This window comes from Algibacter sp. 2305UL17-15 (assembly GCF_040720935.1).
Taxonomy (GTDB): domain Bacteria; phylum Bacteroidota; class Bacteroidia; order Flavobacteriales; family Flavobacteriaceae; genus Jejuia.
Genome location: NZ_JBFDAE010000020.1, coordinates 45,171 through 69,534, shown reverse-complemented (window position 1 = coordinate 69,534; position 24,364 = coordinate 45,171). Strand labels below are relative to the sequence as shown.

General features: G+C 34.3%; 19 protein-coding genes. 8 read left to right on the top strand and 11 right to left on the bottom strand.

Features of this window, described 5'->3' with window-relative positions:
- Nucleotides 1–67: 67 nt before the first annotated feature.
- Complete coding sequence (locus tag ABXQ82_RS17105; RefSeq protein ID WP_367062682.1) at nt 68–1,633, bottom strand: arylsulfatase; 1,566 nt, start codon at nt 1,631–1,633, stop codon at nt 68–70.
- Nucleotides 1,634–1,876: 243 nt separating this feature from the next.
- On the opposite strand from ABXQ82_RS17105, the gene ABXQ82_RS17100 reads away from it, so the two are divergent.
- Nucleotides 1,877–4,741, top strand: coding sequence for a LamG-like jellyroll fold domain-containing protein (locus tag ABXQ82_RS17100; RefSeq protein ID WP_367062679.1), 2,865 nt, complete (start codon nt 1,877–1,879; stop codon nt 4,739–4,741).
- Between the two features lie 323 nt (nt 4,742–5,064).
- The gene (locus tag ABXQ82_RS17095; RefSeq protein ID WP_367062676.1) at nt 5,065–8,277 is read left to right on the top strand and encodes a LamG-like jellyroll fold domain-containing protein; all 3,213 of its coding nucleotides are present in this window, start codon (nt 5,065–5,067) and stop codon (nt 8,275–8,277) included.
- Nucleotides 8,278–8,348: 71 nt separating this feature from the next.
- On the opposite strand, the gene hisS is transcribed toward ABXQ82_RS17095, so the two are convergent.
- From hisS to rpsF, 5 genes are all read right to left on the bottom strand, one after another.
- Nucleotides 8,349–9,725 (bottom strand): histidine--tRNA ligase, encoded by a 1,377-nt coding sequence (gene hisS, locus ABXQ82_RS17090; protein WP_367062673.1) that lies wholly within the window; start codon nt 9,723–9,725, stop codon nt 8,349–8,351.
- A 452-nt stretch (nt 9,726–10,177) separates the two neighbouring features.
- Nucleotides 10,178–10,648, bottom strand: a complete 471-nt coding sequence (locus ABXQ82_RS17085) for a DUF6495 family protein (RefSeq protein ID WP_367062670.1) — start codon at nt 10,646–10,648, stop codon at nt 10,178–10,180.
- A 91-nt stretch (nt 10,649–10,739) separates the two neighbouring features.
- On the bottom strand, nt 10,740–11,183 hold the full coding sequence (gene rplI / locus ABXQ82_RS17080; RefSeq protein WP_367062667.1) for a 50S ribosomal protein L9: 444 nt from the start codon (nt 11,181–11,183) through the stop codon (nt 10,740–10,742).
- Nucleotides 11,184–11,196: 13 nt separating this feature from the next.
- Complete coding sequence (gene rpsR, locus ABXQ82_RS17075) at nt 11,197–11,493, bottom strand: 30S ribosomal protein S18 (protein ID WP_367062664.1); 297 nt, start codon at nt 11,491–11,493, stop codon at nt 11,197–11,199.
- 2 nt (nt 11,494–11,495) lie between these two features.
- On the bottom strand, nt 11,496–11,834 hold the full coding sequence (gene rpsF / locus ABXQ82_RS17070) for a 30S ribosomal protein S6 (RefSeq protein WP_367062661.1): 339 nt from the start codon (nt 11,832–11,834) through the stop codon (nt 11,496–11,498).
- Nucleotides 11,835–12,033: 199 nt separating this feature from the next.
- Here rpsF and ABXQ82_RS17065 point away from each other — a divergent pair, with 199 nt between their 5' ends.
- The gene (locus ABXQ82_RS17065) at nt 12,034–12,729 is read left to right on the top strand and encodes a LytTR family DNA-binding domain-containing protein (protein ID WP_367062658.1); all 696 of its coding nucleotides are present in this window, start codon (nt 12,034–12,036) and stop codon (nt 12,727–12,729) included.
- A gap of 72 nt (nt 12,730–12,801) precedes the next feature.
- Here the strand turns inward: ABXQ82_RS17065 and priA are convergent, their stop codons facing one another.
- The 3 genes from priA to nadC all read right to left on the bottom strand — a co-directional run bounded on the left by priA (nt 12,802) and on the right by nadC (nt 17,192).
- Entirely contained in the window at nt 12,802–15,252 is a 2,451-nt protein-coding gene (gene priA, locus ABXQ82_RS17060) for a primosomal protein N' (protein ID WP_367062650.1), read from the bottom strand.
- Nucleotides 15,253–15,258: 6 nt separating this feature from the next.
- Nucleotides 15,259–16,197 (bottom strand): YihY/virulence factor BrkB family protein, encoded by a 939-nt coding sequence (locus tag ABXQ82_RS17055; RefSeq protein ID WP_367062647.1) that lies wholly within the window; start codon nt 16,195–16,197, stop codon nt 15,259–15,261.
- 134 nt (nt 16,198–16,331) lie between these two features.
- Entirely contained in the window at nt 16,332–17,192 is an 861-nt protein-coding gene (nadC, locus tag ABXQ82_RS17050) for a carboxylating nicotinate-nucleotide diphosphorylase (protein WP_367062644.1), read from the bottom strand.
- 120 nt (nt 17,193–17,312) lie between these two features.
- On the opposite strand from nadC, the gene rlmH reads away from it, so the two are divergent.
- On the top strand, nt 17,313–17,786 hold the full coding sequence (gene rlmH, locus ABXQ82_RS17045; protein ID WP_367062641.1) for a 23S rRNA (pseudouridine(1915)-N(3))-methyltransferase RlmH: 474 nt from the start codon (nt 17,313–17,315) through the stop codon (nt 17,784–17,786).
- 292 nt (nt 17,787–18,078) lie between these two features.
- Here rlmH and ABXQ82_RS17040 read toward each other — a convergent pair whose 3' ends face one another.
- Nucleotides 18,079–18,378 carry an HPF/RaiA family ribosome-associated protein gene (locus ABXQ82_RS17040; protein WP_367062638.1) on the bottom strand — a complete coding sequence of 100 codons (300 nt, stop codon included), beginning with the start codon at nt 18,376–18,378 and terminating at the stop codon, nt 18,079–18,081.
- A 140-nt stretch (nt 18,379–18,518) separates the two neighbouring features.
- On the opposite strand from ABXQ82_RS17040, the gene ABXQ82_RS17035 reads away from it, so the two are divergent.
- From ABXQ82_RS17035 to ABXQ82_RS17020, 4 genes are all read left to right on the top strand, one after another.
- Nucleotides 18,519–19,097 carry a non-canonical purine NTP diphosphatase gene (locus ABXQ82_RS17035; RefSeq protein WP_367062635.1) on the top strand — a complete coding sequence of 193 codons (579 nt, stop codon included), beginning with the start codon at nt 18,519–18,521 and terminating at the stop codon, nt 19,095–19,097.
- A 53-nt stretch (nt 19,098–19,150) separates the two neighbouring features.
- Complete coding sequence (locus tag ABXQ82_RS17030) at nt 19,151–21,370, top strand: RelA/SpoT family protein (RefSeq protein ID WP_367062632.1); 2,220 nt, start codon at nt 19,151–19,153, stop codon at nt 21,368–21,370.
- A gap of 76 nt (nt 21,371–21,446) precedes the next feature.
- Entirely contained in the window at nt 21,447–21,917 is a 471-nt protein-coding gene (locus tag ABXQ82_RS17025) for a transcriptional repressor (RefSeq protein WP_367062629.1), read from the top strand.
- Between the two features lie 18 nt (nt 21,918–21,935).
- Entirely contained in the window at nt 21,936–23,210 is a 1,275-nt protein-coding gene (locus ABXQ82_RS17020; protein ID WP_367062626.1) for an adenylosuccinate synthase, read from the top strand.
- Between the two features lie 61 nt (nt 23,211–23,271).
- Here the strand turns inward: ABXQ82_RS17020 and ABXQ82_RS17015 are convergent, their stop codons facing one another.
- Nucleotides 23,272–24,222, bottom strand: a complete 951-nt coding sequence (locus ABXQ82_RS17015; RefSeq protein ID WP_367062623.1) for a calcium/sodium antiporter — start codon at nt 24,220–24,222, stop codon at nt 23,272–23,274.
- Nucleotides 24,223–24,364: the final 142 nt, after the last annotated feature.

Here is a 24,364-nt window from a genome sequence, read left to right as displayed (position 1 = left end):
AAAAGATAAAATCAACCGTTATCCAGACAGTCTCATTAACTTTTATTAAAACTAAATAATTCTCGAATTACTTCAATTCTAACTGCAGTATTTCATCATGACCCTTTCCTCTTAAAGCCTCAAAAGTTTTAACCAATTCAGCTAATTTTTCTGGGTTTGATGCAGCAACATTATGTTGTTGACCAACATCTTCTTTTAAATTATAAAGCTGATAATCTTTAGCATTACCTAATTCAATATTAACTTGAGTATTCACAGCAGGTGCGTTATATGGAGGAATCATCAACCAATCGCCACTTCTAAGGGCTGTTCTTGAAGTTGCTTCAATGATTAAATGATCTCTTCCTTTTTCGCTTTTTCCTAAAAATTCGTCTAATAAATTTTTACTATCGGTTGAATTCTCTTCTGTCCCAACAAGTGCCGCAAGAGATGACAATAAATCCATTTGGCAAACAATGGCATCGGACACTCCTGGTTTAATTGTACCTTCCCAATAGGTAATAAATGGTACTCTGGTTCCCGCTTCAAATAAGCTGTACTTACCCCCTCTTAAACCACCTTTTGGATCGTGATCTCCAACCTTGGTATCAGAATCATCAAAATAACCGTCATTTAAAACAGGACCATTATCGCTAGAAAAAACAACTAAAGTATTTTCTAAAATTCCTTCTTCTTTTAAAGTTTTCATGAATTCGCCAATACACCAATCGGCCTCCAAAATCACATCTCCCCTTGGCCCCATTCCAGATTTACCAACAAATCTTGGGTGTGGCGTTCTTGGCACATGTGGTTGTTGCATTGCATAATACAAGAAAAAAGGCTTGTCTTTATGGGATTTCACATAATCTTGTGCTCTTACCAAAAAATGATCTGCCATATCGGTATCTGTCCACTTAGCAGCTGCTCCACCTTTCATATATCCAATTCTTGGAATACCGTTAACGATACTATTATTATGACCATGATGCCATTTCATTGTTAAAAGTTCTGGGTTTGAAATTGCTGTTGGCTCTCCTTCAAAATTAGTTTTGTAATCAACTTCAATAGGGTCATTTTTATCTAAATTAACAACATGGCCATTTTCTATATAAACAGTCGGAACACGATCTTGTGTAGCTGCCAAAATATAAGATTCGTCAAATCCAACTTCATTTGGCCCTGGAGATACGCGCTCATTCCAATTTACCACCCCACTACCTAAACCTAAGTGCCATTTACCAATTATAGCGGTTTGATAGCCTTCTTTTTTAAGTAATTTGGGCAGGGTTTGTTGCGCTGTGTTAATTAAAAGCGGTGCAGTTCCGGGTAATATTTTTGCGTCTTTATTACGCCAAGGATACATTCCCGTAAGCAATGCGTATCTACTGGGAGTGCATGTTGCAGATGATGCATAACCGTTTGTAAACTTTATACCTCCGGACGCCAAAGCATCAATATTTGGGGTTTGTAACTGTGTTGCACCATAAGAACTTAAATCGCCATACCCCAAATCATCAAGATAGATGATTACTATATTTGGCTTTTTAGCGATTTCTTTATCAGAAGTGTTTTCCGTTTCCTTCGCTTTGTCTTTACAACTTATTCCAATAATTAAAATTGAAAGTAGTAAAATAAAATGTTTAAGTGTTGTCATGTTTGTTTAGTTGAAGCTGTTCAATAGTAAAAAATTCAGCATCTAAAATACGTTAAAAATTATTTTTTGTAAAGAATAACTCTTTTGTATTTAATCACCTCTCATTTTTCATTCATAACAAGAACTAAACATAAGCTTTCAGATAATTAAAAAATGTATTTCATCGGATATTATTGCATTTCATAGATTTTTGTATATATTTGTCTCAAATTAATTAGTCCCAAACTAAAAATTTAACCGCTCATGGAAAAAACTACTTTTCTATTAAGAGTTAGTATGCTTAAGGTAAGTATGTTGCTCTCAATGATAGGGTTTTCTCACACCACTAGTTATTCAGAAGGTCATACCGCTAATAATTATGTTTTAAACCTACCTACTTCCCATATAGATTTTGATGGAGTTAACAGTTTTATAGATTTTGGTGACAACCATGATTTTACAGGTTCATTTTCAATGGAGGCGTGGATTCTACAAGAAAGCACCTCTACTTCAGAGGCTACTATTTTGTCCAAAAGAGATGCTAAATTAGGTAACGAAAGAGGGTATCATCTTATAGTAAATGCTTCAAATTATATAAACCTAACTTGGTATAACAGTTCAGGCATTCCATTAATTAATATCACATCTTCACATCCCATTTCAAATAATAAATGGCACCATGTAGCGGCAACTTATGATGGTACTATTGCCAAAATATATGTTGATGGTGTTGAAGTTGGAACTGGAAACCCAATGGGAGCGCCTGTTGATGGCCCTGAAAATTTTATGATTGGTGGCATGTATGATAGCGATACACCTAGTGGCTCTGCAACAAAATATTTTAATGGTTTTATTGATGAAGTTCGATTATGGAACATAGCGCTATCTACTTCCCAGCTGCGAGAAATGATGAACCAGGAACTACAAAATAATTTGGGTGCTGTTCAAGGTAGTGTATTGGGAATAGATATTTCAGGAGGCTTATCATGGGACAATTTAACAGGATACTACCAAATGAATACTGGTAAGATTGAAGACCAATCGAAGTCTTCCATTTCTGGTTTCCCGAAAAATATAAACACAATCCAAACACAAACTGCCCCGTTACCCTATACCACCAAAGCTGATGGTAATTGGACAGACACAACAGAAAGTACACCATGGACTTATGGAGATTCCGTTTGGAATTATCCTAATGCAATGGGAATAGATGGTGTTACACCAATTGACTGGAATATTGTAGTTACCAATCATAATATAGAAATTGATAACAATATAACCGTATTAGGGCTAGATATAAACTCAAACGAGTTACAGGTTAACGGAATTACAAACATGAATACTGGTACAGGCGGAGGCCATGGACTATATGTTACTCATTATTTAAAAATAGATGGCGTTTTAGATTTAGAAGGCGAATCTCAATTAATTCAAACAGAGAATAGTATTTATGACCGTTCCAGCACAGGCAGATTAGAACGTGACCAACAGGGAACACAAGATTATTATACCTATAACTATTGGTCTTCTCCAGTTAAATTTACAAATGGTTCTAACACTTACAATATACCTCAAGTATTACATGACGGAACAACTCCAATTACAACACCATCAACCTTACCTGCAAATATAAATTTTATTTCTAGCTATAATGGCGCTACCGGATCACCTATCAGTATCGCAGATTATTGGATTTGGAAATATGCAAATTCAACTAATGATGATAAAAGTAAATGGGAGCACATAAGAAGCAAAGGTTCAATATCTGTTGGGGAAGGCTTTACCATGAAAGGTGTTGCTGACACAGGCGGAACAATTGCGCCACTACAAAATTATGTATTCTCAGGAAAACCTAATAACGGTGATATTACTATATCACTAACAGCAGGAAACGAATATCTGGTAGGAAACCCCTATCCGTCTGCATTAGATGCTGATGAGTTTATTAAAGACAACATTAGCAATTTAGAAACAGGCGGAAGAAATACCAGCGGAAACGTTATAAATGGCGTGCTTTATTTCTGGGACCATTTTGCTCCAAGTACACACCTTCTGGGTGATTATCAAGGAGGTTATGCCACCTATTCTTTAATGGGCGGGGCAGTAGCTATAATTAACGATACAAGAATTAACGCAACTGGTACTTCAGGTACAAAAATACCTGGGCGTTACATACCTGTTGGACAAGGCTTTTTTGTTTCTACAATTTTAGATGAAGCGCTAAATATTGATGAGCCAGATGCGTCCGTAGATCATAATAATTCCGGATTAGAACCTATCGTTGGAGGAAACTTAGTCTTTAAAAACAGTCAACGTGTTTTTAAAAAGGAAGAAACTAAGGTTTCTATATTTGTGAAATCCAGTGGCACAAAGAACAAAACCAACGGAGACATTCAAAAAATAAAATTAATGCTTGATTCTCCTGATGGCTATCATCGCCAAATATTGGTGGGTGCAAATCAAAAATGCTCAAAAAAATTCGATCTTGGTTACGATGCACCATTAATAGAGAACAATAAAGAAGACATGTATTGGGTTCAAAATAACTCTAATTTTGTAATTCAGGCTGTACATGATTTTGATAATGATCAAATTTTACCGTTAGGCTTAAAAATTGATAAAGCGGGAATAGCTACCATTAAAATCGATGCTCTAGAACATATAAATGAAAATACGGCAATCATAATACACGATAAAGAACTCAACACAAATAATAACCTTAGAGATAGTGATTTCGAAATATTATTAGAACCTGGCATATATAATGACCGTTTTGAATTAATATTTTCAACGCCCCTTTTATTGAATGATGATGAAAGTGATGAGAGTAATGACGGTAAAAACGAAGATGAAGATCTAGATCAAGAAGATGAAGATGATATCGTACAAAACAAATTAAACATCTACTTTGCTAATGATACTGAACATATTGTAATTCGTAACCCTGAAGCTAAGACTATAAAAGAAGTTGAGCTATACAACATTCTTGGTCAGTCGGTTTATAATTTCAGGACCAACTCTAATGAGAAATTAATAGAACATCGCGTTAAACAAATAAAAGCTGGAGTTTACATTATCAAACTTAATACTGAAAACGAAACAATTTCTAAAAAAGTAGTAATTGAATAGTTGCTGATTTAAGTGTTTTAGTGACCCTAAAAGTGAGTTTGTACCTCATTCTAAAAGAGGATATCAACTTACTTTTTATGTAAAATGAATCCTAAAATAATAGGTATGAGAGTTCTAATAACCCCCAACTAAAAACCCAAAAAAACTAATATGTGTTCCAATAAAATTTAGAATACCATTCAAGTAAATGTTAATAAATATTGATTTTAATCGATTTTTTACAACACTTTGTCGTATTTTGTAAATTAAAACGTATATTTGGGGCGTATTTATGACCTCATAATACATGATTAATATTTAGTCCCAAACTAAATAACCTACATATGAAAAAAGTTACTATAAAACTAATTATGGTATTTGCCTGTGCTCTATTTTCAATAAAAAGCATGGCACAATTGCATGCGCCTCCAACATGTGGAGAAAACTTCACACTAGACTGGTCCTCTACACCATCTGCAAGTAATGAATACAATTGGCTAGCAGCGGGAAATTTATCTAATACATTTAATGATGTTGACGGATCTGGTATAGATTTTACAATAGCTTTTACGGGAGAAACCAGTAGCCTTGGAAATTGGGGTGGACAAACACCAAAGGTAGGCACATCTGCAAGTGGTACAACTACTGAATACTTAGATCTCTATACATCAGGGTTCGGATCCACCGGAATTACTTGTACAATTACATTTAGCTCTCCCATTTATGCGCTATCATTTGATTTGGCCCATGTAAATGCGGGTGGTGGCCACGGAGATATGTACACAATAACCGCCACCACTACATCTGGATCTACCATATATCCAAGTTTCACTAATTCTGCAACCCCTTCATATACATCAAACAATGCAACTGGTGTGGTTGACGCAAATGCATCATCAACAGCAGGTACTAATGCAATGGTTGGCATTAACTTTTTAGATGCAGATTATATTACAAGTGTTACCTTTTTATGGCAAAACTGCTCCTCATGTACCAACTATTATGTGCATGGCTCTGGGCTAGGCAACTTTAGCTTTTGTATTCCACAAACTTTGGATTTTGATGGCGTAAACGATTATATTGATAGAAGTGCGTTTTTAGGTGGAAAATCTGAAGTTACCATGATGTCCTGGATAAAATTGGACAGTGGGTCAGATGGTGGAGAAATTATGGGACAACGAAATTTCAGACTATATGTTGATGCTGATAAAAAAATAAGAGGTTTTACAAGAACCAGCAATAGCTATAGTATTAATTCTGGAATTCCCTCATCGGCCATATTAACGGATGATTTATGGTATCATGTAGCACTAAAATATGATGGAAATGCAGGAACCATTGAGCTTTTATTAAATGGAACCAGTATTTGGAATTATACAAATGCATCCATAATTGGAACTACTATAAATAATGAAGCAGCGTGGAATTCTGATCACGATTTTGAAATAGGAAGAAATACACAATCAGACAACAACTATTTTGAAGGATCTATTTACGAAACCAGGGTTTACAGCAAAGCATTGACTTTAAACCAACTTCACAGACAAATAAATCAAGAAATTGAAAACAATTCTGGAAACGTTCGAGGTACAGTAATCCCTAAGGATATTGAAGGTCTATCATGGAGTGATTTAATACTATACTACAAGATGGGCATTATCGAAACTGGATACACTCCAGATGCTTCAAACAGTAATGTAGATGGGCATTTGAATAATATGAGAACCTATCAAGAATATACTGCTCCCTTACCTTACGCAACAACATCATCCTGTAGTGGATCCTGGTCTGATTCTAGCAACTGGGAACATGGCGATGTGTGGGATATACACAGCACACCACCAGATTGTGCTATTGTTGAAATTAGTGGTAACATTGAAATAAACAGCAATACCTCTACCGTTGGATTGCTTCTTGATAGTGGAAGTTCTCTAGACGTAAAAGGAGATTCAGGCTTATTTAATTCATGGTATTTAAAATTGAACGGCGACATAGATTTAGATGGAGAATCCCAACTTATACAAACTGAGGATAGCACCTTAGAACCAACCAGTTCTGGGACTTTAGAAAAAGACCAACAAGGTACCGCCGATACTTACACCTACAATTATTGGTCTTCCCCAGTTGGAAAAAGCAATAATTCCACAAACAACAACAGCTATAAAGTAACCAATGTTTTTGCTAATGTCAATTTTTTAAGCTCTGGCTATAATGGCACTTCTTCCCCTGTTGGAATTGCAGATTACTGGATATGGAAATTCAGCAATAAGTTAAGTGATAGTTATGCATCATGGCAACATGTAAGACGATCTGGCACATTGCTGGTTGGTGAAGGATTTACCATGAAAGGTCCAGGAAATGGTGCTATTAGCGATGAACAAAATTATGTACTTAATGGAAAACCTAATAATGGAGATATCAATTTAACCATTAGTGCTGGGAACGATTATCTTGTAGGCAACCCCTATCCTTCTGCCATTGATGCCGTACAATTTATTTTAGATAATGGTGTTACAATTGCTGGTCCGGGATCAACCAACGGCACCTTGTATTTCTGGGAACATTGGGGCGGTGGCTCTCATGTTTTAGGCGAATACCAGGGCGGCTATGCCACCTACTCTTTAGCTGGGGGCGTACCCGCAGCTGCAAAAGGAACTAGTGATCCTGATGTGGCTACTGGTGGAACCGCTACAAAAACCCCTGGGAGATATATTCCTGTGGGTCAAGGCTTTTTTGTGACTGCCGAAACTGGAGGCACTATTAAGTTTAATAATGGTCAACGCGCATTCCAAAAAGAGGGAACCAGCAATTCTGTATTCGTAAAAAATAAAAAATCTAAAAATTCTGGATCTAAAAACACATCAGAGAATGAAGATTCTAGACCAAAAATTCGTTTGGGATTCAACTCCGTAAATACCTTGCACCGACAAATTTTAATTACTGTAGATGAAAATGCTACTCCTGAAGTAGATTGGGGCTATGATTCTAAATATATAGATACACAAGTTGATGATATGTACTGGATGATTAATAATGAAAAGTTTACAATTCAAGCCATTGATACCATTACCGATCAAACAATTATTCCATTAGGCGTTCATACTAAAATAGATGGCTTTAATAATATCACCATTGATAAGTTGGAAAACGTGCCGTCAAACAAGACCATTTATCTGCATGACAAGGAATTGAATGTTTATCATGATTTGAAACAAGGTAAATATGAAACGTATTTAGCTAAAGGGGCACATCTTGATAGATTTGAAATTACGTTTTCGCAATCTCAATCTACTCTAAGCACAGACGACAATGAAAAGACCGATGTTGAAACTTACTATTCAAATAAGAAAAGCAGTATCATCATCAATAATCCTCATTACAAACAAATCGAATCCATAGAAATGTTCAATATTCTTGGGCAGTCGTTGTTCAAATTACCAACCAATTCTAATAATGACCATTTAGAATATAAGGTGCCAAATAATATTTCTGGAAATTACATTATAAAACTAGAAACCGAGTCTGGTATCATCTCTAAGAAAGTATTGATAAAATAGTTGACTTAGTTTTAGTTAGTTATTTGAATCCACTTTTAAACTTAACTTTACTTCAAGTCCTGAATTGACCTTCAGGACTTCTTTATTTCAGCAATTAAGGTTTCCAAAGTTACATTATCTTGCTCACCTTTTAACATATTTTTTAAGGTGTAACTATTAGAACTCATCTCCTCCTCGCCTACTAAAACCACAAATGGAATATTACGCTTATTGGCATGATTCATTTGTTTTTTCATTTTGGAAGCATCAGGATATAATTCAGCATTAATTCCATTTAATCGTAATTGTTTTATCGCTTTTAAACTGAATAACGCTTCTTTATCTCCAAAATTGATGAATAAGACTTCAACATTTTTTGAAACCGTTTCTGGAAACAAATCCAATTCTTCAAGTACTAAATAAATGCGGTCCAATCCAAAACTGATACCAACACCACTCATATTTGGCATTCCAAAAATCCCAGTAAGGTCATCGTAACGACCACCGCCACCAATAGAGCCCATTTTTACGGTTTCTGGAGCTGACACTTCAAAAATAGCACCTGTGTAGTAGTTTAAACCACGAGCAAGTGTAACATCTAATTGCAAGTTTGCAGTAGTTAATCCCAATTCTGAAATAGCATTATCAATAAAAGCCAGTTCTTCAATACCTTTTTTACCTTCTTCGGAAGTCGATAAAATCGTTTTTAAACTGTCTATTTGAGATTCAAAAGAACCTGATAGCGTAAATAAGGGTTGTAATTTTATAATGCCTGCTTCCGAAATACCTTTTGCACGCATTTCTTCTTTAACCTTGTCCTCTCCTATTTTATCAAGTTTATCAAGAGCAACCGTAAAATCGATTAATTTATCAGATGCTCCAATAACTTCAGCAATGCCAGAAAGTATTTTTCTATTGTTTATTTTAATAGTAACACCTTCCAGTTTCAAAGCTGAAAAAACGGTGTCATATAATTGAATAAACTCAACTTCTTGCCATAACGACCCACTTCCAACAACATCTGCATCACATTGGTAAAACTCTCTAAAACGGCCTTTTTGAGGTCTATCGGCACGCCAAACAGGTTGAATTTGATAGCGTTTGAATGGGAATTCTATGTCGTTTTGGTGTTGGACTACGTAACGTGCGAAGGGTACGGTTAGGTCATAGCGGAGGGCTTTTTCTGAAATACTAGATATTAATTTATTTGAATCTTTTTCGGAATATGCTTCTTCATTGGCTTTAGCTAAATAATCCCCAGAATTCAAAATCTTAAAAATCAATCTGTCCCCTTCATCGCCATATTTCCCCATCAAGGTATCAGAGTTTTCAAAACTAGGGGTTTCAATAGGCTGAAATCCAAAAGTTTCAAAAGCACCACGAATGGCATTAAAAATATAGTTTCGCTTAGCGACTTGTTCTGGATTAAAATCTCGAGTGCCTTTTGGTATTGATGGTTTCTGAGCCATTTGTGGTGGTGTGGTGTGTTTTTAGGTTTAATAGATTCCGTCCCGATAATTATCGGGACGGAATGACAAAAATAAATAATGCTAGTGTCATTGCGAGGGTTTTAGTTAGAAAAAATTGGTCTGGTTTAAATTTTCAAAACAGACGCATTTTGGCTAAAGCCTTATTGGGGTTTAATTTGTTTTCCTCCTGCTGAAGCAGGAGGCTATTGAATAAAAATTGAATAAAAGGGCAACAGGATTGAAATTAATTAATCACCTTAAATTGAATTGGGGCTTAACCCATTCAATAAAATTGTGCTGAAGCAGGAGGCTATTGAATAAAAATTGAATAAAAGGGCAACAGGATTGAAATTAATTAATCACTTTAAATTGGATTGGGTTTTAACCCATTCAATAAAATTTTGCAGTTCAATATGGGCTTTAGCCAAAAAATACAGTTCCTTAATGTCTTTCTACTTCACAATCTTAGCAAAATACCGATACAAATCGCCTTTTGTAATCGAAGCACCTTGCTCAATCATTTTAAATTTATCAAGATTCTTATCTTCTGTATATTTCTTATCAGCTTGTAAAAACTCAACCCTATCATCCATTAAGTTTTCTCGCAACCAATTATAGCCTTCTTTTGTAGTAATATCAATAGAATCATTTTTAACATTTATAACAATAGCATGCATATTTTCTTCATCTAAATGAAACAAATACATGTGTTGTGGTGCAAAATGCTCTAAATATTGGGCTTGATTTAAAACGCCTTCCCAAATTAAATCGCTGAAAACATCTAATTCCAGTTCGGCTAAATCTGGTTTATTGGCTTTTAAATTGGCCCACTCATCAGCAGTAATAGACTGTGTTGCCAAAAAGTTGATAAACTCTCTGTGCAGTTCTTCAAATTGTTCTTTTGTAAGTCTGGCGTACTTCATAAACCAAAATTAAGTTTTTTAAAAATGAATTTAACAAAAAAACCGTTTAGAAATAGATCCAAACGGTTTCGATAAAATGTATAATTTAAAATTATGCTTGTGCAATAACTTCAAATTCTAAATCAACTGATACTTCTCTGTGTAAACGTACTACAGCAGCATATCTACCTAAACGCTTAACAGTAGTTACTGTTATGAATTTTTTATCTATTGATTGTCCTTCTTTTTCTAAAGCTGCAGCAACATCAATGTTGTTTACAGATCCAAATAATTTGTCACCAGTACCAACTTTAGCAGGTATTTTAATTTCTAGTGCTTTAATTGCTTCAGCAATTTTGTTAGCGTCATCAACTATTTTCTTTTCTTTAAAAGCGCGTTGCTTTAAGTTTTCTGCCAAAACTTTTTTAGCAGAAACGGTAGCCAAAATAGCTTGACCTTGAGGAATTAAAAAATTTCTACCATAACCGTTCTTAACCGTTACAACATCGTCTTTAAATCCTAAATTATCAACGTCTTGTTTTAATATAAGTTCCATTGTTATGATTGTTTTATTTTAATAAATCGGCTACATACGGCATTAAAGCTAAATGACGTGCTCTTTTTACGGCAACAGACACTTTTCTTTGATACTTTAATGAGGTACCTGTTAAACGTCTTGGTAAAATTTTACCTTGCTCGTTTACAAATCTTAATAACCAGTCTGCATCTTTATAATCTACATACTTAATACCAGATTTTTTGAAACGACAATACTTCTTTTGTTTGTTAGTTTCTATGTTAAGCGGAGTTAAATACCTGATTTCTCCGTCTTTTTTTGCTTTTGCTTGTTGATCTATAGTTGCCATAATTAAGCTTTTGCTTTTAGTTTTTCTCTTCTTCTCTCTGCCCAAGACACAGCGTGCTTGTCTAATGCTACAGTTAAATAACGCATAAAACGCTCATCACGTCTAAACTCTACTTCTAAAGGCTCAATGACCTCACCATTTACTTGGTATTCAAATAAGTGATAAAACCCACTCTTTTTGTTTTGAATTGGATAAGCTAATTTTTTAAGCCCCCAATTTTCTTTGGATATCATCTTCGCTCCTTGAGAAACAAGAAAATCTTCGTATTTCTTTACTGTCTCCTTTATCTGATCGTCAGATAAAACGGGATTTAAGATGAAAACAGTTTCATAATGATTCATAAAAATCTAATTTATTGTTAAAAATTGGGTGCAAAAATAACTATTTTATTCTATATTACAACACTTTTTAAACACTTAATTAATAGCAGGTTTTAAATGTTAAGAATATGTTAAAAAAGACACTTTAACGATGTTTTTTGGTTTTTAACCGAAAATATCGTACTATTGTCGATATCTTAACCGAAATAATATAAATGTTATGACTTTAAACTGTGTAGTAGTAGATGACTCCGCGATACAAAGGCTTTCAATTGTTAAGCTGGTGGAAAATCATCCGGCTCTAAATTTGATTGCTGAGTATAGTAGTGCGCTCGAAACAAAAAATGGTTTAAATACGCATCAAGTTGACTTAATCTTTTTAGACATTGAAATGCCAGTGCTAAATGGTTTTGAACTTTTAGACGTATTAAACAAAAAACCCCAAATTATCTTTGTAACCGGTAAAACCGAATATGCTTTTAAGGCATTTAATTATGATGCTACCGATTATTTACACAAACCAATTACCAGAGAACGCTTTAACACATCTGTAGAAAAAGCTCTTGAACAGCATAAATTAACTCTGGATTTCCATGAGGAAGAAGGTGAACATATTTTTGTAAAGAGCAACCTTAAAAAACGTAAAGTATATATTAAGGACATTAAATGGATTGAAGCTCTTGGTGATTACGTAAAATTAGTTACCGAAGAAACAAGCTTAGTTGTACTTTCTACAATGAAAGCTTTTGAGGCAGAATTGCCCGAAAACAAATTTTTAAGAATTCACAAATCTTATATTGTTAATCTCGATAAAATAGACAGATTTAACAGTAAGAATGTTGAAGTTGGTGCTTACGAAATTCCTTTAAGTAGAAATAAGAAGACACAACTGGTTGATGCTTTAAATAATATTTAGAAGCATTGATGTAATCCCGACCTTCGTCGGGACTAATTCAATTACGAAATTTGCTTGCAAATTTCTATTTCATTAGAAGTTATCGACATTTAAAATTATTTTAACCGACCGAAAATCTTTTACATTAAAGAAGCTATTATTAATTTTAATAATGGCTTCTTTTGTTTTTGATAAAGATTGTTTCTTCGGAATTTTGATTAAAATATTTTTATAGAATTGATTACGAATTCTTGATACAGGAGGCGATTCTGGTCCCAATACATTATCCCCAAAAACTAATCGTAACGATTTTGCCAACCAAATAGATGCAGTTTCTACGCGATTATAATCCTTATGTTTTAAGGTGATTTTTATCTGCTTGTAAACTGGCGGATATTTATAATTAAACCGATCATCCATCTGTTCCTTGAACATTGCCTCATAATTATTCGAAGACACCTGCTGCAAAATGTTATGAAACGGATTATAGGTCTGCACCAAAACCTTTCCGCGCTTATCGGTTCTTCCTGCTCTACCCGATACTTGCATAATAAGTTGAAAACTACGCTCGTGTGCTCTAAAATCTGGAAAGTTCAACATGTTATCTGCATTCATTACACCAACCAATTTTACATTTCTAAAATCCAAACCTTTGGTCAGCATTTGTGTGCCCACTAAAATACCTACTTCCTGTTGCTCAAAAGCAGTAATTATTTTTTCGTATCCATATTTACCACGGGTGGTATCTAAATCCATACGTGCTACTTTAGTATCAGGAAACAACACCTTTACCTCTTCCTCTATTTGCTCGGTTCCAAAACCTTTATTATCCAATTCCGGACTGCCGCAAGCACTACAGCTTTTTAACATTCCAGTATTATACCCACAATAATGACAACGTAGTTGATCTCTATATTGATGATACGTTAAACTTACATCACAGTTTGGACACTGTGGTGCATGTCCGCAAGTATGACATTCTATGATTGGCGAAAAACCTCTGCGGTTTTGAAACAGAATAATCTGGTTGCCTTCAGCGAGCGTCTCTCTCATTTCTTCAATAAGACTGTCGCTAAAATGCCCTTTCATGAGTTTTCGTTTATGCTTGTCTTTAATATCCACCAGTTCTATTTCTGGCATCAACACATTGTTAAAACGATGGTTCAGCTCAACAAAACCATAACGTTGTTGTTGCGCATTAAAGTAACTTTCTAAACTGGGCGTTGCAGAACCCAACAACGCTTTTGCATTGTGCATATGCGCTAAAACTATAGCCGAATCCCTAGCGTGATAACGTGGTGCGGGATCAAATTGTTTGAAGGATTGTTCGTGTTCTTCATCTACTATAATTAATCCTAAATTTTTAAAAGGTAAAAATATTGAGGAACGCGCTCCTAAAACTATTTGCGCTTTTTGGGAATTTGCCAGTACATTATACCAAGCCTCAACACGTTCATGAGATGAATATTTAGAATGAAAGACAGCTACTTTCTCCCCAAAGTAATTTTGCAAACGACCAACCAATTGCGTGGTTAATGCAATTTCTGGTAATAAATACAATACTTGTTTCCCTGAATTTAAAACATCTTCAATAAGCTTTACATAAATTTCGGTTTTTCCAGAGGAAGTTACGCCATGTAATAATGTGGTATGATGTGTTTCAAATTCTGATTTTATCTCTGCCAATGCTTTTTCTTGATATTCGTTTAGTGCTTTTGAATCTTCATTGGCATCACCTGAAAATTCAACGCGATCTTTTTGGATATGATAGTCTTCTAAAACACCTTTTTCAATTAATGCTTTTATAATTGAACTTGAAGCATCACTTTCCGCAGATAAATCAGAAACCTTTACGGGCTTTTTTGTTTTAGCCGAAATAGAAAACAACGTCATCACAACTTCTCGCTGTTTTGGTGCCCTGCTTAATGCTTCCAATAAATTTTGAAGATTTTTTTCTGAAGAAAAATTAGCGTGCAACTTTACATAGCGCACCAACTTTGGCTTATATTTTTCATAAACTTCTTCTTGAACAGAAATGGCATTTTTTTCAATTAATCTTTTAATAACTGGCAGCACCGTTTTTTTATCCAAAATGCTCATTACATCTTGAATTTTTAATGAGGACTGATGGTATAAAGCTTCATACACCAGAAACTCATCATCTTTCAAATCTACATCATTGAGCTGTTCTTTGGTTTTGGTAATTACCGTTTCGCTTTCTAAAATAAAAGCACTTGGTAGAGCAGCCCTCATCACATCGCCCATGGTGCACATGTAATAGTTTGAAATCCATTCCCAGAACTTTAGTTGAATTTCATTTACAAGCGGACTTTCATCTAATATTTGATGGATGTCTTTTGCGTCATAAACCAAAGGTGCTTCATTATGAATTCTATACACTAAACCTGTATAAATTTTTGATTTTCCGAAAGGCACAGAAACACGCATTCCTTTTTTTAAATAATCTGCTTCTGCCGGAGTAATACTATACGTAAATAGTTTTTGAAGAGGTATTGGTATGATAACATCTATAAAATAATCCATAAATCATTAACGCTTTCGTAGTTTATTTATAGATGCATTTAATTCATAACCTAGAAGTAAAATATTAGAATTCATCCACAAATAGAACAGTAATATCAATAGCGCACCAATAGAACCGTAAAGTTTATTGTATTGGCTAAAATTCTCAATATAAATTCCGAATAAATAAGATGTCAATATGATTAAAAGTGTTGTAAACAACGCACCTACCGAGAAAAATTTTGACTCCCTTCCTTCTTTTGTTCCAAAGTAATAAAGTGTAGCAGTAGCTAAGTAAACCATAATTACGAAAAACACGTATTTAGCTATATCGAACCAGAAAACGCCATCGGCATCTACATCATAGCCTCTATTTCTAAAAAACCATAATGCTTCTTCTATCACATAAATTTGAAAATAACCTAATACCGCGATAGTCAATATCAAAAGAAAAGCCAATATCAATGCAATGCCCAATGCAAAAATATATTGTTTAAAAACGTTACGGGTTAGTTGCTCATGATACGAATTTTCAAAACCAGAAAATACTGCATTTACCCCATTTGCCATAAGTGCAATGGACAATATAAAAACTGAAGACAGTAAGCCCCCTCTTTTGGTCTGCTCTATATTTCCAAAAATATTTTCAAAGAAAAAATCGGATGTTGTTGGTGGTAAAAACGATTCTAAAAACTCAAGAAATTCTAATTTAAAACCATCTATGGGTATGTATGGAATAACGATAAGTACGAACAACAAAAAAGGAAATAGTGCCGTAAAAAAACTAAACGCAATGGCACTTGCCCTTGTGGTTACGGCTCCTTTAACAATTCCTGTTGCATATAGTTCTAATAAATCATATAAAGATAAGCCCTCAAGACCAGGTAGTTTGATGTTTTCTAAAAGCCTGACTAAAATATTTACTACAGGAATAGTATCTAATCTGTCGCGGATGGGTTTTGCCATTAATTGCTAATAATTTTCAGGTAGAAGTTATACCATGCAAGTTAAAAAATTAGTAGCATTAACAGCACTATTGTTTGAGAAATAAAATTACAAAAAATAAAAATTCCAAATTCCTGAAAAAGAAATAAGCCTTATTATTTAACCGCTTTTAAACTTAAATCCATATTATGAACCGAATGTGTTAAAGCTCCACAGGAAATATAATTCACACCACACTCAGCATAGTGTCTAACCGTAGTTTCGTTAATGTTTCCAGAAGATTCTGTAAGACACTTATCGCCTATCATTTCAACCGCTTTTTTAGTGTCTTCATAATCAAAATTATCAATCAATATGCGATATATACCATCACTTTGTAAAATCTCTTCAACCTCGGTTAAATCTCTGGCTTCAACCATAATTTGAAGCTCTTTACCAGTTTCGCTAAGATATTTTTTTGTCATATCAATAGCTTTCGTAATACCACCGGCAAAATCAATATGATTGTCTTTTAACATAATCATATCATATAAAGCAAATCTATGATTGTCTCCACCACCTATTTTTACAGCCCATTTTTCTAAAACCCGAATACCTGGAGTTGTTTTGCGCGTATCTAAAATTCTTGTTTTTGTACCTTTAAGCAAATCTACAAACCCTCTTGTTTTGGTTGCAATAGCACTCATGCGCTGCATGGCATTTAAAACTGTTCGTTCTGCTTTTAATATGGATTGAGAGGGGCCTTCAACATAAAGTACGACATCTCCATAAGAAACGGGTGTTCCGTCTTCAATTTTAATCTCAACTCTCAGCTTTTTATCTACAAACTCAAAAACACGTTTTGCAAAAGCTACACCGGCAATAACACCTTTGTCTTTTACCAAAAGTTTTGCTCTCCCTCGGGCATTTTCTGGAATACAGGCCAACGAACTGTGGTCTCCATCGCCAACATCTTCTCTAATAGCATTTTCTATAATAAAAGCTACTTCTTTTTCAAAATATTCTTTGGTTATCATACTAAGAAACTGTTTAAGAATTTGAGCAAAAATAATAAACGGAACGTTAAATTACGAATTTTTTAGTTTTATTGCTTTAAAATATAAATTTCGTAAAAAAGGAAATTGTAATTTTGTAGTATGACGATAAAACTTCTAGTAATTGGCAAAACTGATAATAAGGAACTTATCTCTTTAATTGATACTTATAAAAACAGATTAGGCCATTATATCAATTTTGATTTAGATAGTATTCCAGATCTAAAAAAAACAAAAAACTTAAGTGAAAATGAACAAAAAGTTAAAGAAGGGGAGCTTATTTTGAAAAAATTGGCCCCAGCTGATACGCTAATTCTTTTAGATGAAAATGGGAAGCAATTTGATTCAATCGGTTTTTCGGAATATTTGCAAAGACACATGAATTCTGGAATCAAACAACTTGTTTTTGTAATTGGTGGGCCTTACGGGTTTTCAGACGACGTTTATAAAAAAGCAAAAGGAAAAATAGCATTATCAAAAATGACATTCTCCCATCAAATGATACGCTTATTTTTTATTGAACAACTGTATCGAGGGTTCACTATTTTGAGGAATGAACCTTATCACCATAGGTGAATTAGTTTGCAGTTTGCAGTATTCAGTTTGCAGTTCTTACTCGGATGTGTTAAAAAGTTTGCAGTCGCAGTTGCAGTTTGCAGTTCTTACCCGGATGTGAACATTTTAGTCTTTAGTCTTTAGTTTAAAAAAAAAAGATGGCTGAAAAATTAATTTTTCAGCCATCTTTTTACCTCCGTCATCTGTCTTCTGTCTTCTGTCTTCTGTTATCCGTCCTCTGTCATCCGTCCTCTGTCATCCGTCCTCTGTCATCCGTCATCCGTCTTCCGTCATTTTTTCTTCCTTCATTTTTTTAATGCGTCTTAAACACTTCTTTGCGTTTCTTCAATTGTCTTTCTAAATCGCTTATCGTTTCTCTAACAGATACTTCAAAATTATGTTCGTTTGATGTCGCAAAAATTCTTGGCCCTGGCAAACTCAATTCAATATTACATATTTTCCCAGCGTCATGCTCCTTTCCATCTTGTTTAAAATACACCATGGCACTAATTAAAAACTCATACTTACTAAATAATTTCTCTAATTTTTCCTTTGTAAAAGCTGATAATGTTTCACTTACATCTACACCTACATATTGAAAATTTACTGTCATATTCTATTTATTTTTAATGTTTAAATTCTATTCCAAGATACATACTTTTAGGTCAACTTCAAATAACAAAAACCATAAAAAAATTATAAAATCCCCATAAAGTATTATAATAGTACTTTTGAAAATTAAAACTGCACCATATGCAAATTGTTTTCGCTACACATAATCAAAATAAGCTCAAGGAAATACAAGCTTTACTTCCGCAGCATATAAAATTAATAAGTTTAAAAGCTATTGGTTGTTTTGAGGATATCCCTGAAACACAAAATACCATTGAGGGTAACGCCGTCCAAAAGGCAGTATATGTTAAAACTAATTATGGATACGATTGTTTTGCAGACGATACTGGTTTAGAGGTTGAGACTTTAAACGGAGAACCTGGTGTTTACTCCGCACGTTATGCTGGCGCACAGAGAGATGCAAACGATAACATGGATTTACTACTTCAAAATTTAAAGGATAAAGATAATCGTAACGCACAATTTAAAACCGTAATCGCTTTACAACTTCACAACAAACAATATACATATACCGGTATTTGTAAAGGTAAAATCACGACATTTAAATCTGGAAATCAAGGTTTTGGCTATGACCCCATTTTTAAACCAGGTGGTTACGAGCAAACTTTTGCTGAAATGGATTTAGAGCTGAAAAACAAAATTGGGCATCGCGGAAAAGCCACAAAAAAGCTCATTGAATTCCTAAATAAAATTTCTTAAAAAAATATAAAATCCGTACTGGCTATTTGCCATGATTATATTATTTTTATTCGATGTCTGAAGAAGAAATCGAAAAAGAAAACGCAGCCATCGCCAAAGCTTACAAAGAGTTACTTAAAGTAAGCTACACAAACCTTTCTGATGATGATAAAAAACTCATCAGGAAAGCGTTTGAAGTTGCCTTGGATGCTCATAAAACCCAACGCAGAAAATCTGGGGAAGCCTATCTTTTCCACCCACTTGCTGTTGCCAAAATTGTAGCGCAGGAAATTGGTTTGGACGCCACCTCTATTGCCGCTGCACTTCTTCATGATGTGGTTGAAGATTCTGAAGACTATTCCATTGATGATATTGAACAATTATTTGGCGAAACTGTTGCCAGAATTGTTGACGGACTCACAAAAATTTCTTCTTTAAGCAAGGAACAAGATATGGATGTATCCTTGCAAGCCGAAAATTTCAGAAAAATGCTGTTGACGCTAAATGATGACGTTCGCGTTATCATCATAAAAATAGCCGATAGGTTGCACAACATGCAAACCATGGATGCTATGCGACCTGACAAACAGGTTAAAATAGCATCAGAGACGCTATATATTTACGCACCTTTGGCGCATAGAATTGGGCTCTATAATATAAAAACCGAACTTGAAGATTTAGCGCTTAAATATACTGAGCCTGAAGTTTATACAGATATTCTTCATAAAATAAAAGAGAGCAAAGAAGACCAGGATAAATATATTGAGCAATTTAGTGCGGTAATCAGAAAATCTTTAGATAAAGAGAACTTTGAATACACTATTAAAGGACGTCCTAAATCCATATTTTCAATTCGCAGAAAGATGGTAAAGCAAGGCGTTGCGTTTGATGAGGTATATGATAAATTTGCGATTAGAATTATTTATAAATGCAAAGAGGAAGAAGAAAAGTTTTTAGCTTGGAAAATATATTCTATTGTAACCGATCATTTTAGACCCAACCCTATCCGTCTGCGCGATTGGATTTCTTCGCCTAAAGGAACCGGTTATGAGGCATTGCATATTACGGTTATGGGACCTAAAGGCAATTGGGTTGAAGTGCAAATACGTAGCGAACGCATGAACGAAATTGCCGAAAAAGGCTATGCAGCACATTATAAATATAAGCAAGAAGGCGAAAAAGAAGATAATTTAGAAAGCTGGATAAGCAGGCTACAAGAAGCACTAGAAAACCATGAGATGAATGCGGTAGATTTTGTGGAACAGTTTAAACTCAATCTATATGCCCAAGAAATATTTGTTTTTACACCAAACGGAGAATTAAAATCACTCCCTATAGGCGCTACTTCCCTAGATTTTGCTTTCCATATTCATACTGAGATAGGGATGCATACCCGAGGTACACGAGTGAATGGGAAGTTGGTACCACTAAGTCATGAACTAAAAAGTGGCGATCAAGTGGAAGTTATTACTTCAGAAACCTCAAAACCAAACGCCAACTGGTTAAACTATGCAACTACAGCTCGGGCAAGATCAAAAATTAAATCCGCACTTAGAGAAGACAGAAAAACCATAGGAGAAGAAGGTAAAGAAATTTTAAGACGCAAACTGAAACAACTAAAAATTACACTTAACGAATCTTCGGTCAACGATTTGGTGCGTCATTTTAATCTAAAAACAAGTTTAGATTTATTTTATCGTGTTGGAATTGGCTCTATAGACAATGCCATGCTCAAGGATTTTGCTTCCTCTAGAAGTAATGTCTTAATGAGTTATATTAAAAATAAAATTGCAAGGAAACCAACCATATCTAAAGAAGACATTGAGAAAGATGAAGTTACTTCTAATTATGATTCCTTAGTTTTTGGTAAAGAAGAAGAAAAGCTAGACTATAAATTATCAAATTGTTGTAATCCTATTCCAGGCGATAGTGTTTTTGGATTTTTAACAGTTTCTGAAGGTATTAAAGTACATAAAAAGAATTGCCCTAACGCTTTGAGTTTACAATCCAACTACGCTTACCGCATCATGCAGGCAAAATGGATTGATTCTTCACAGGAAGAATATGCTACTGAAATCGTCATATCTGGAATAGACCATCTTGGATTGGTAAATGACATCACAAAAGTTATTTCTGACAACATGCACGTCAATATGAAAAGCTTGAGTTTTGAGACCGACGATGGTTTGTTTTCAGGAAAAATTAAGGTTGTTGTAAAAAACAAAGCATTATTAAAAAAAATATTGGAGAAACTTAAAAAGATTAATGGTATTGATAAGGTATCGAGAGTGTAATAGTAAAACGACACCCAAATAGTCTAATAATTTATATATCCTTTTGATATAAAAAGCGTAAATTTGTGCCGCAATTATGAGTTCAAATACAGATAGTAAAAATCAAGAGATTGTAAAGAACGTTTTTACCAGCTTTCTTGAAAGTAACGGGCACAGAAAAACGCCTGAACGCTACGCTATACTCCAAGAAATTTACGACAGTAAAGAACATTTTGATATTGAGTCGCTTTACCTTAATATGAAAAATAAAAAGTATAGGGTATCTCGCGCTACACTTTATAATACCATAGAATTGCTTTTAGAATGTAAATTGGTTAGAAAACACCAATTTGGTAAAAACCAAGCACATTACGAAAAATCATATTTTGATAGCCAGCATGACCATGTTATTTTAACCGATACGGGAGAAGTAATCGAGTTTTGCGACCCTAGAATTCAATCTATCAAAAAAACTATAGAAGAAGTATTCGATATTGAAATCAATAACCATTCACTTTATTTTTACGGAAACCGAAAAAAAACCCCTGAAACCGATCAGGATAACTAACTAATTTAATATTTTACAATGGCAGTAGATTTACTACTAGGACTACAATGGGGAGACGAAGGCAAAGGAAAAATTGTTGACGTATTAACTAAAAACTACAATATTATAGCACGTTTTCAAGGCGGACCAAACGCGGGACATACCTTGGTGTTTAATGGAAAAAAACATGTTTTGCACACTATTCCATCAGGGATTTTTCATGATGAAGCTACTAATTTAGTAGGTAATGGTGTAGTTATAGATCCTGTTATTTTTAAAAAAGAATTAGACAAACTTGAAGAACAAGATGTTGATTATAGAAAATCACTTCTAATTTCAAGAAAAGCACATATTATTTTACCAACCCACCGTTTATTGGATGCTGCAAGTGAAGCTTCAAAAGGGAAAGCTAAAATTGGTTCTACCCTAAAAGGAATTGGGCCAACTTATATGGATAAAACCGGTAGAAACGGTATTAGAATTGGTGATTTGGAATTAAGCGATTGGAAAGAACGCTATAGAGCATTGGCCGATAAGCACGAATCTATGATTGCTTATTACAATGTTGAAATTGAATATGATTTAGCAGATTTAGAAGCAGAGTTTTTTGAAGCTGTTAAGGTATTGAAATCTTTGAAGTTTATAGATTCTGAAGAATATGTGTATCAAGCTCAAAAAAGTGGTAAAACAATTTTAGCAGAAGGCGCACAAGGCTCTTTATTAGATATTGATTTTGGAACGTATCCGTTTGTAACTTCAAGTAATACAACTGCAGCTGGAGCTTGTACTGGTTTAGGTGTTGCCCCAAATCAAATTGGTGATGTTTTCGGAATTTTCAAAGCATATACAACACGTGTGGGTTCTGGGCCTTTTCCAACTGAATTATTTGACAAGGATGGAGAAGATATGGCGCGTATTGGTCATGAATTTGGTGCAACTACCGGTCGCCCTAGACGCTGTGGTTGGCTAGATTTAGTGGCACTAAAATATGCCTGTCAGGTAAATGGCGTTACGCAATTAATGATGATGAAAGGCGATGTGCTTTCTGGGTTTAAAACTCTAAAAGTATGTACTGCTTACAACTATAAAGGTGAAACTATCAAGCATTTACCATATAATATTGAACCAGAAAATGTAACTCCAATTTATACTGAATTTAAAGGTTGGAGCGAAGACTTGACAAAAATGTCTGAAGTGTCTCAATTGCCAAAGGAATTGAACGAGTATATTGATTTTCTTGAAAAAGAATTAGAAACCCCAATTACAATTGTTTCGGTTGGCCCCGACAGAAAGCAGACTATTTTTAAGAACTAATAATCTTATGTCTTCAAATAAAAACGCTCCAAGAATCAAAACTCTTGGAGCGTTTTTTATGCTAAATCTTTCCTTGAGTAAACACTAAAAACATAAATATACCATAAGCAACTACTAAAAAAAAGCCTTTAAATCTGCTAATTTGCAAACGATTAGGCAAAAATATAAGTGGAATTAATACTGCTGAAAACCCCAACATCCAAAAAATATCGTTAGACAGTATTTGAGGTTCTGTAACAGGAATTGGTTTGATTAAAGCCGTTAACCCTAAAACCGATGCTATATTAAAAATATTAGAACCTATTAAATTTCCTAACGAAATGGCTTTTTCCTGTTTTGCCGCAGCAATAACAGATGCTGCAAGTTCTGGAACACTAGTTCCAATTGCTATTAGCGACACACCAATTACAGCTTCGCTAACACCAATAGATAATGCAATTTCCTTTGAGCCCTCTACCAACCATTCACTACCAAAATAAAGTGCTGTGGCTCCAATAAGTAACCAAATAGCTATTTTAAAATTCGAAACGGTTGCAAGGTTCTCATCAACCGCTTCAACTACCTTATCCTTTTTTGCACTTCTAATAAGCACAACTAAAAACACAATAAGGCCAATGAAAAGCGCTGCCCCTTCATAAGCCGTTAATACAGTATCATTTTTTAAAAAATAATACAGGGCCAATGAAAAAACCATCATTACAGGCCAATTCAGTTTATAAAATGATTTATCTACTGCAATGGAACCCACCAAAGCTGTAATACCGAGAACCAAACCAATATTGGCAATATTAGAGCCTACAACATTATTAATAGCTATTGCTGGAGAACCAGATAAAGCTGCTTGAAGACTTACTAATAACTCTGGCGCAGAGGTGGCAAATGACACTACCGTCATCCCGATTACCATTTTAGAAATATTGAATTTAAAGGATAATGCTACGGAAGAGCGCACTAAATACTCTCCTCCTATTACCAATAATGCAAAACCTAGAATTACCCAGAGTAAACTCATAAATTTTTTTTTTTTTTTTGCGAAGATAATACAACCATTTACGATTTACGATTTTTGATTTACGAATTTAGAAACTGCATCAAAAACTAAATTAACAGTTACATAACTGTTAATTTAGTTGTATAACTATAAAAATAGTTAT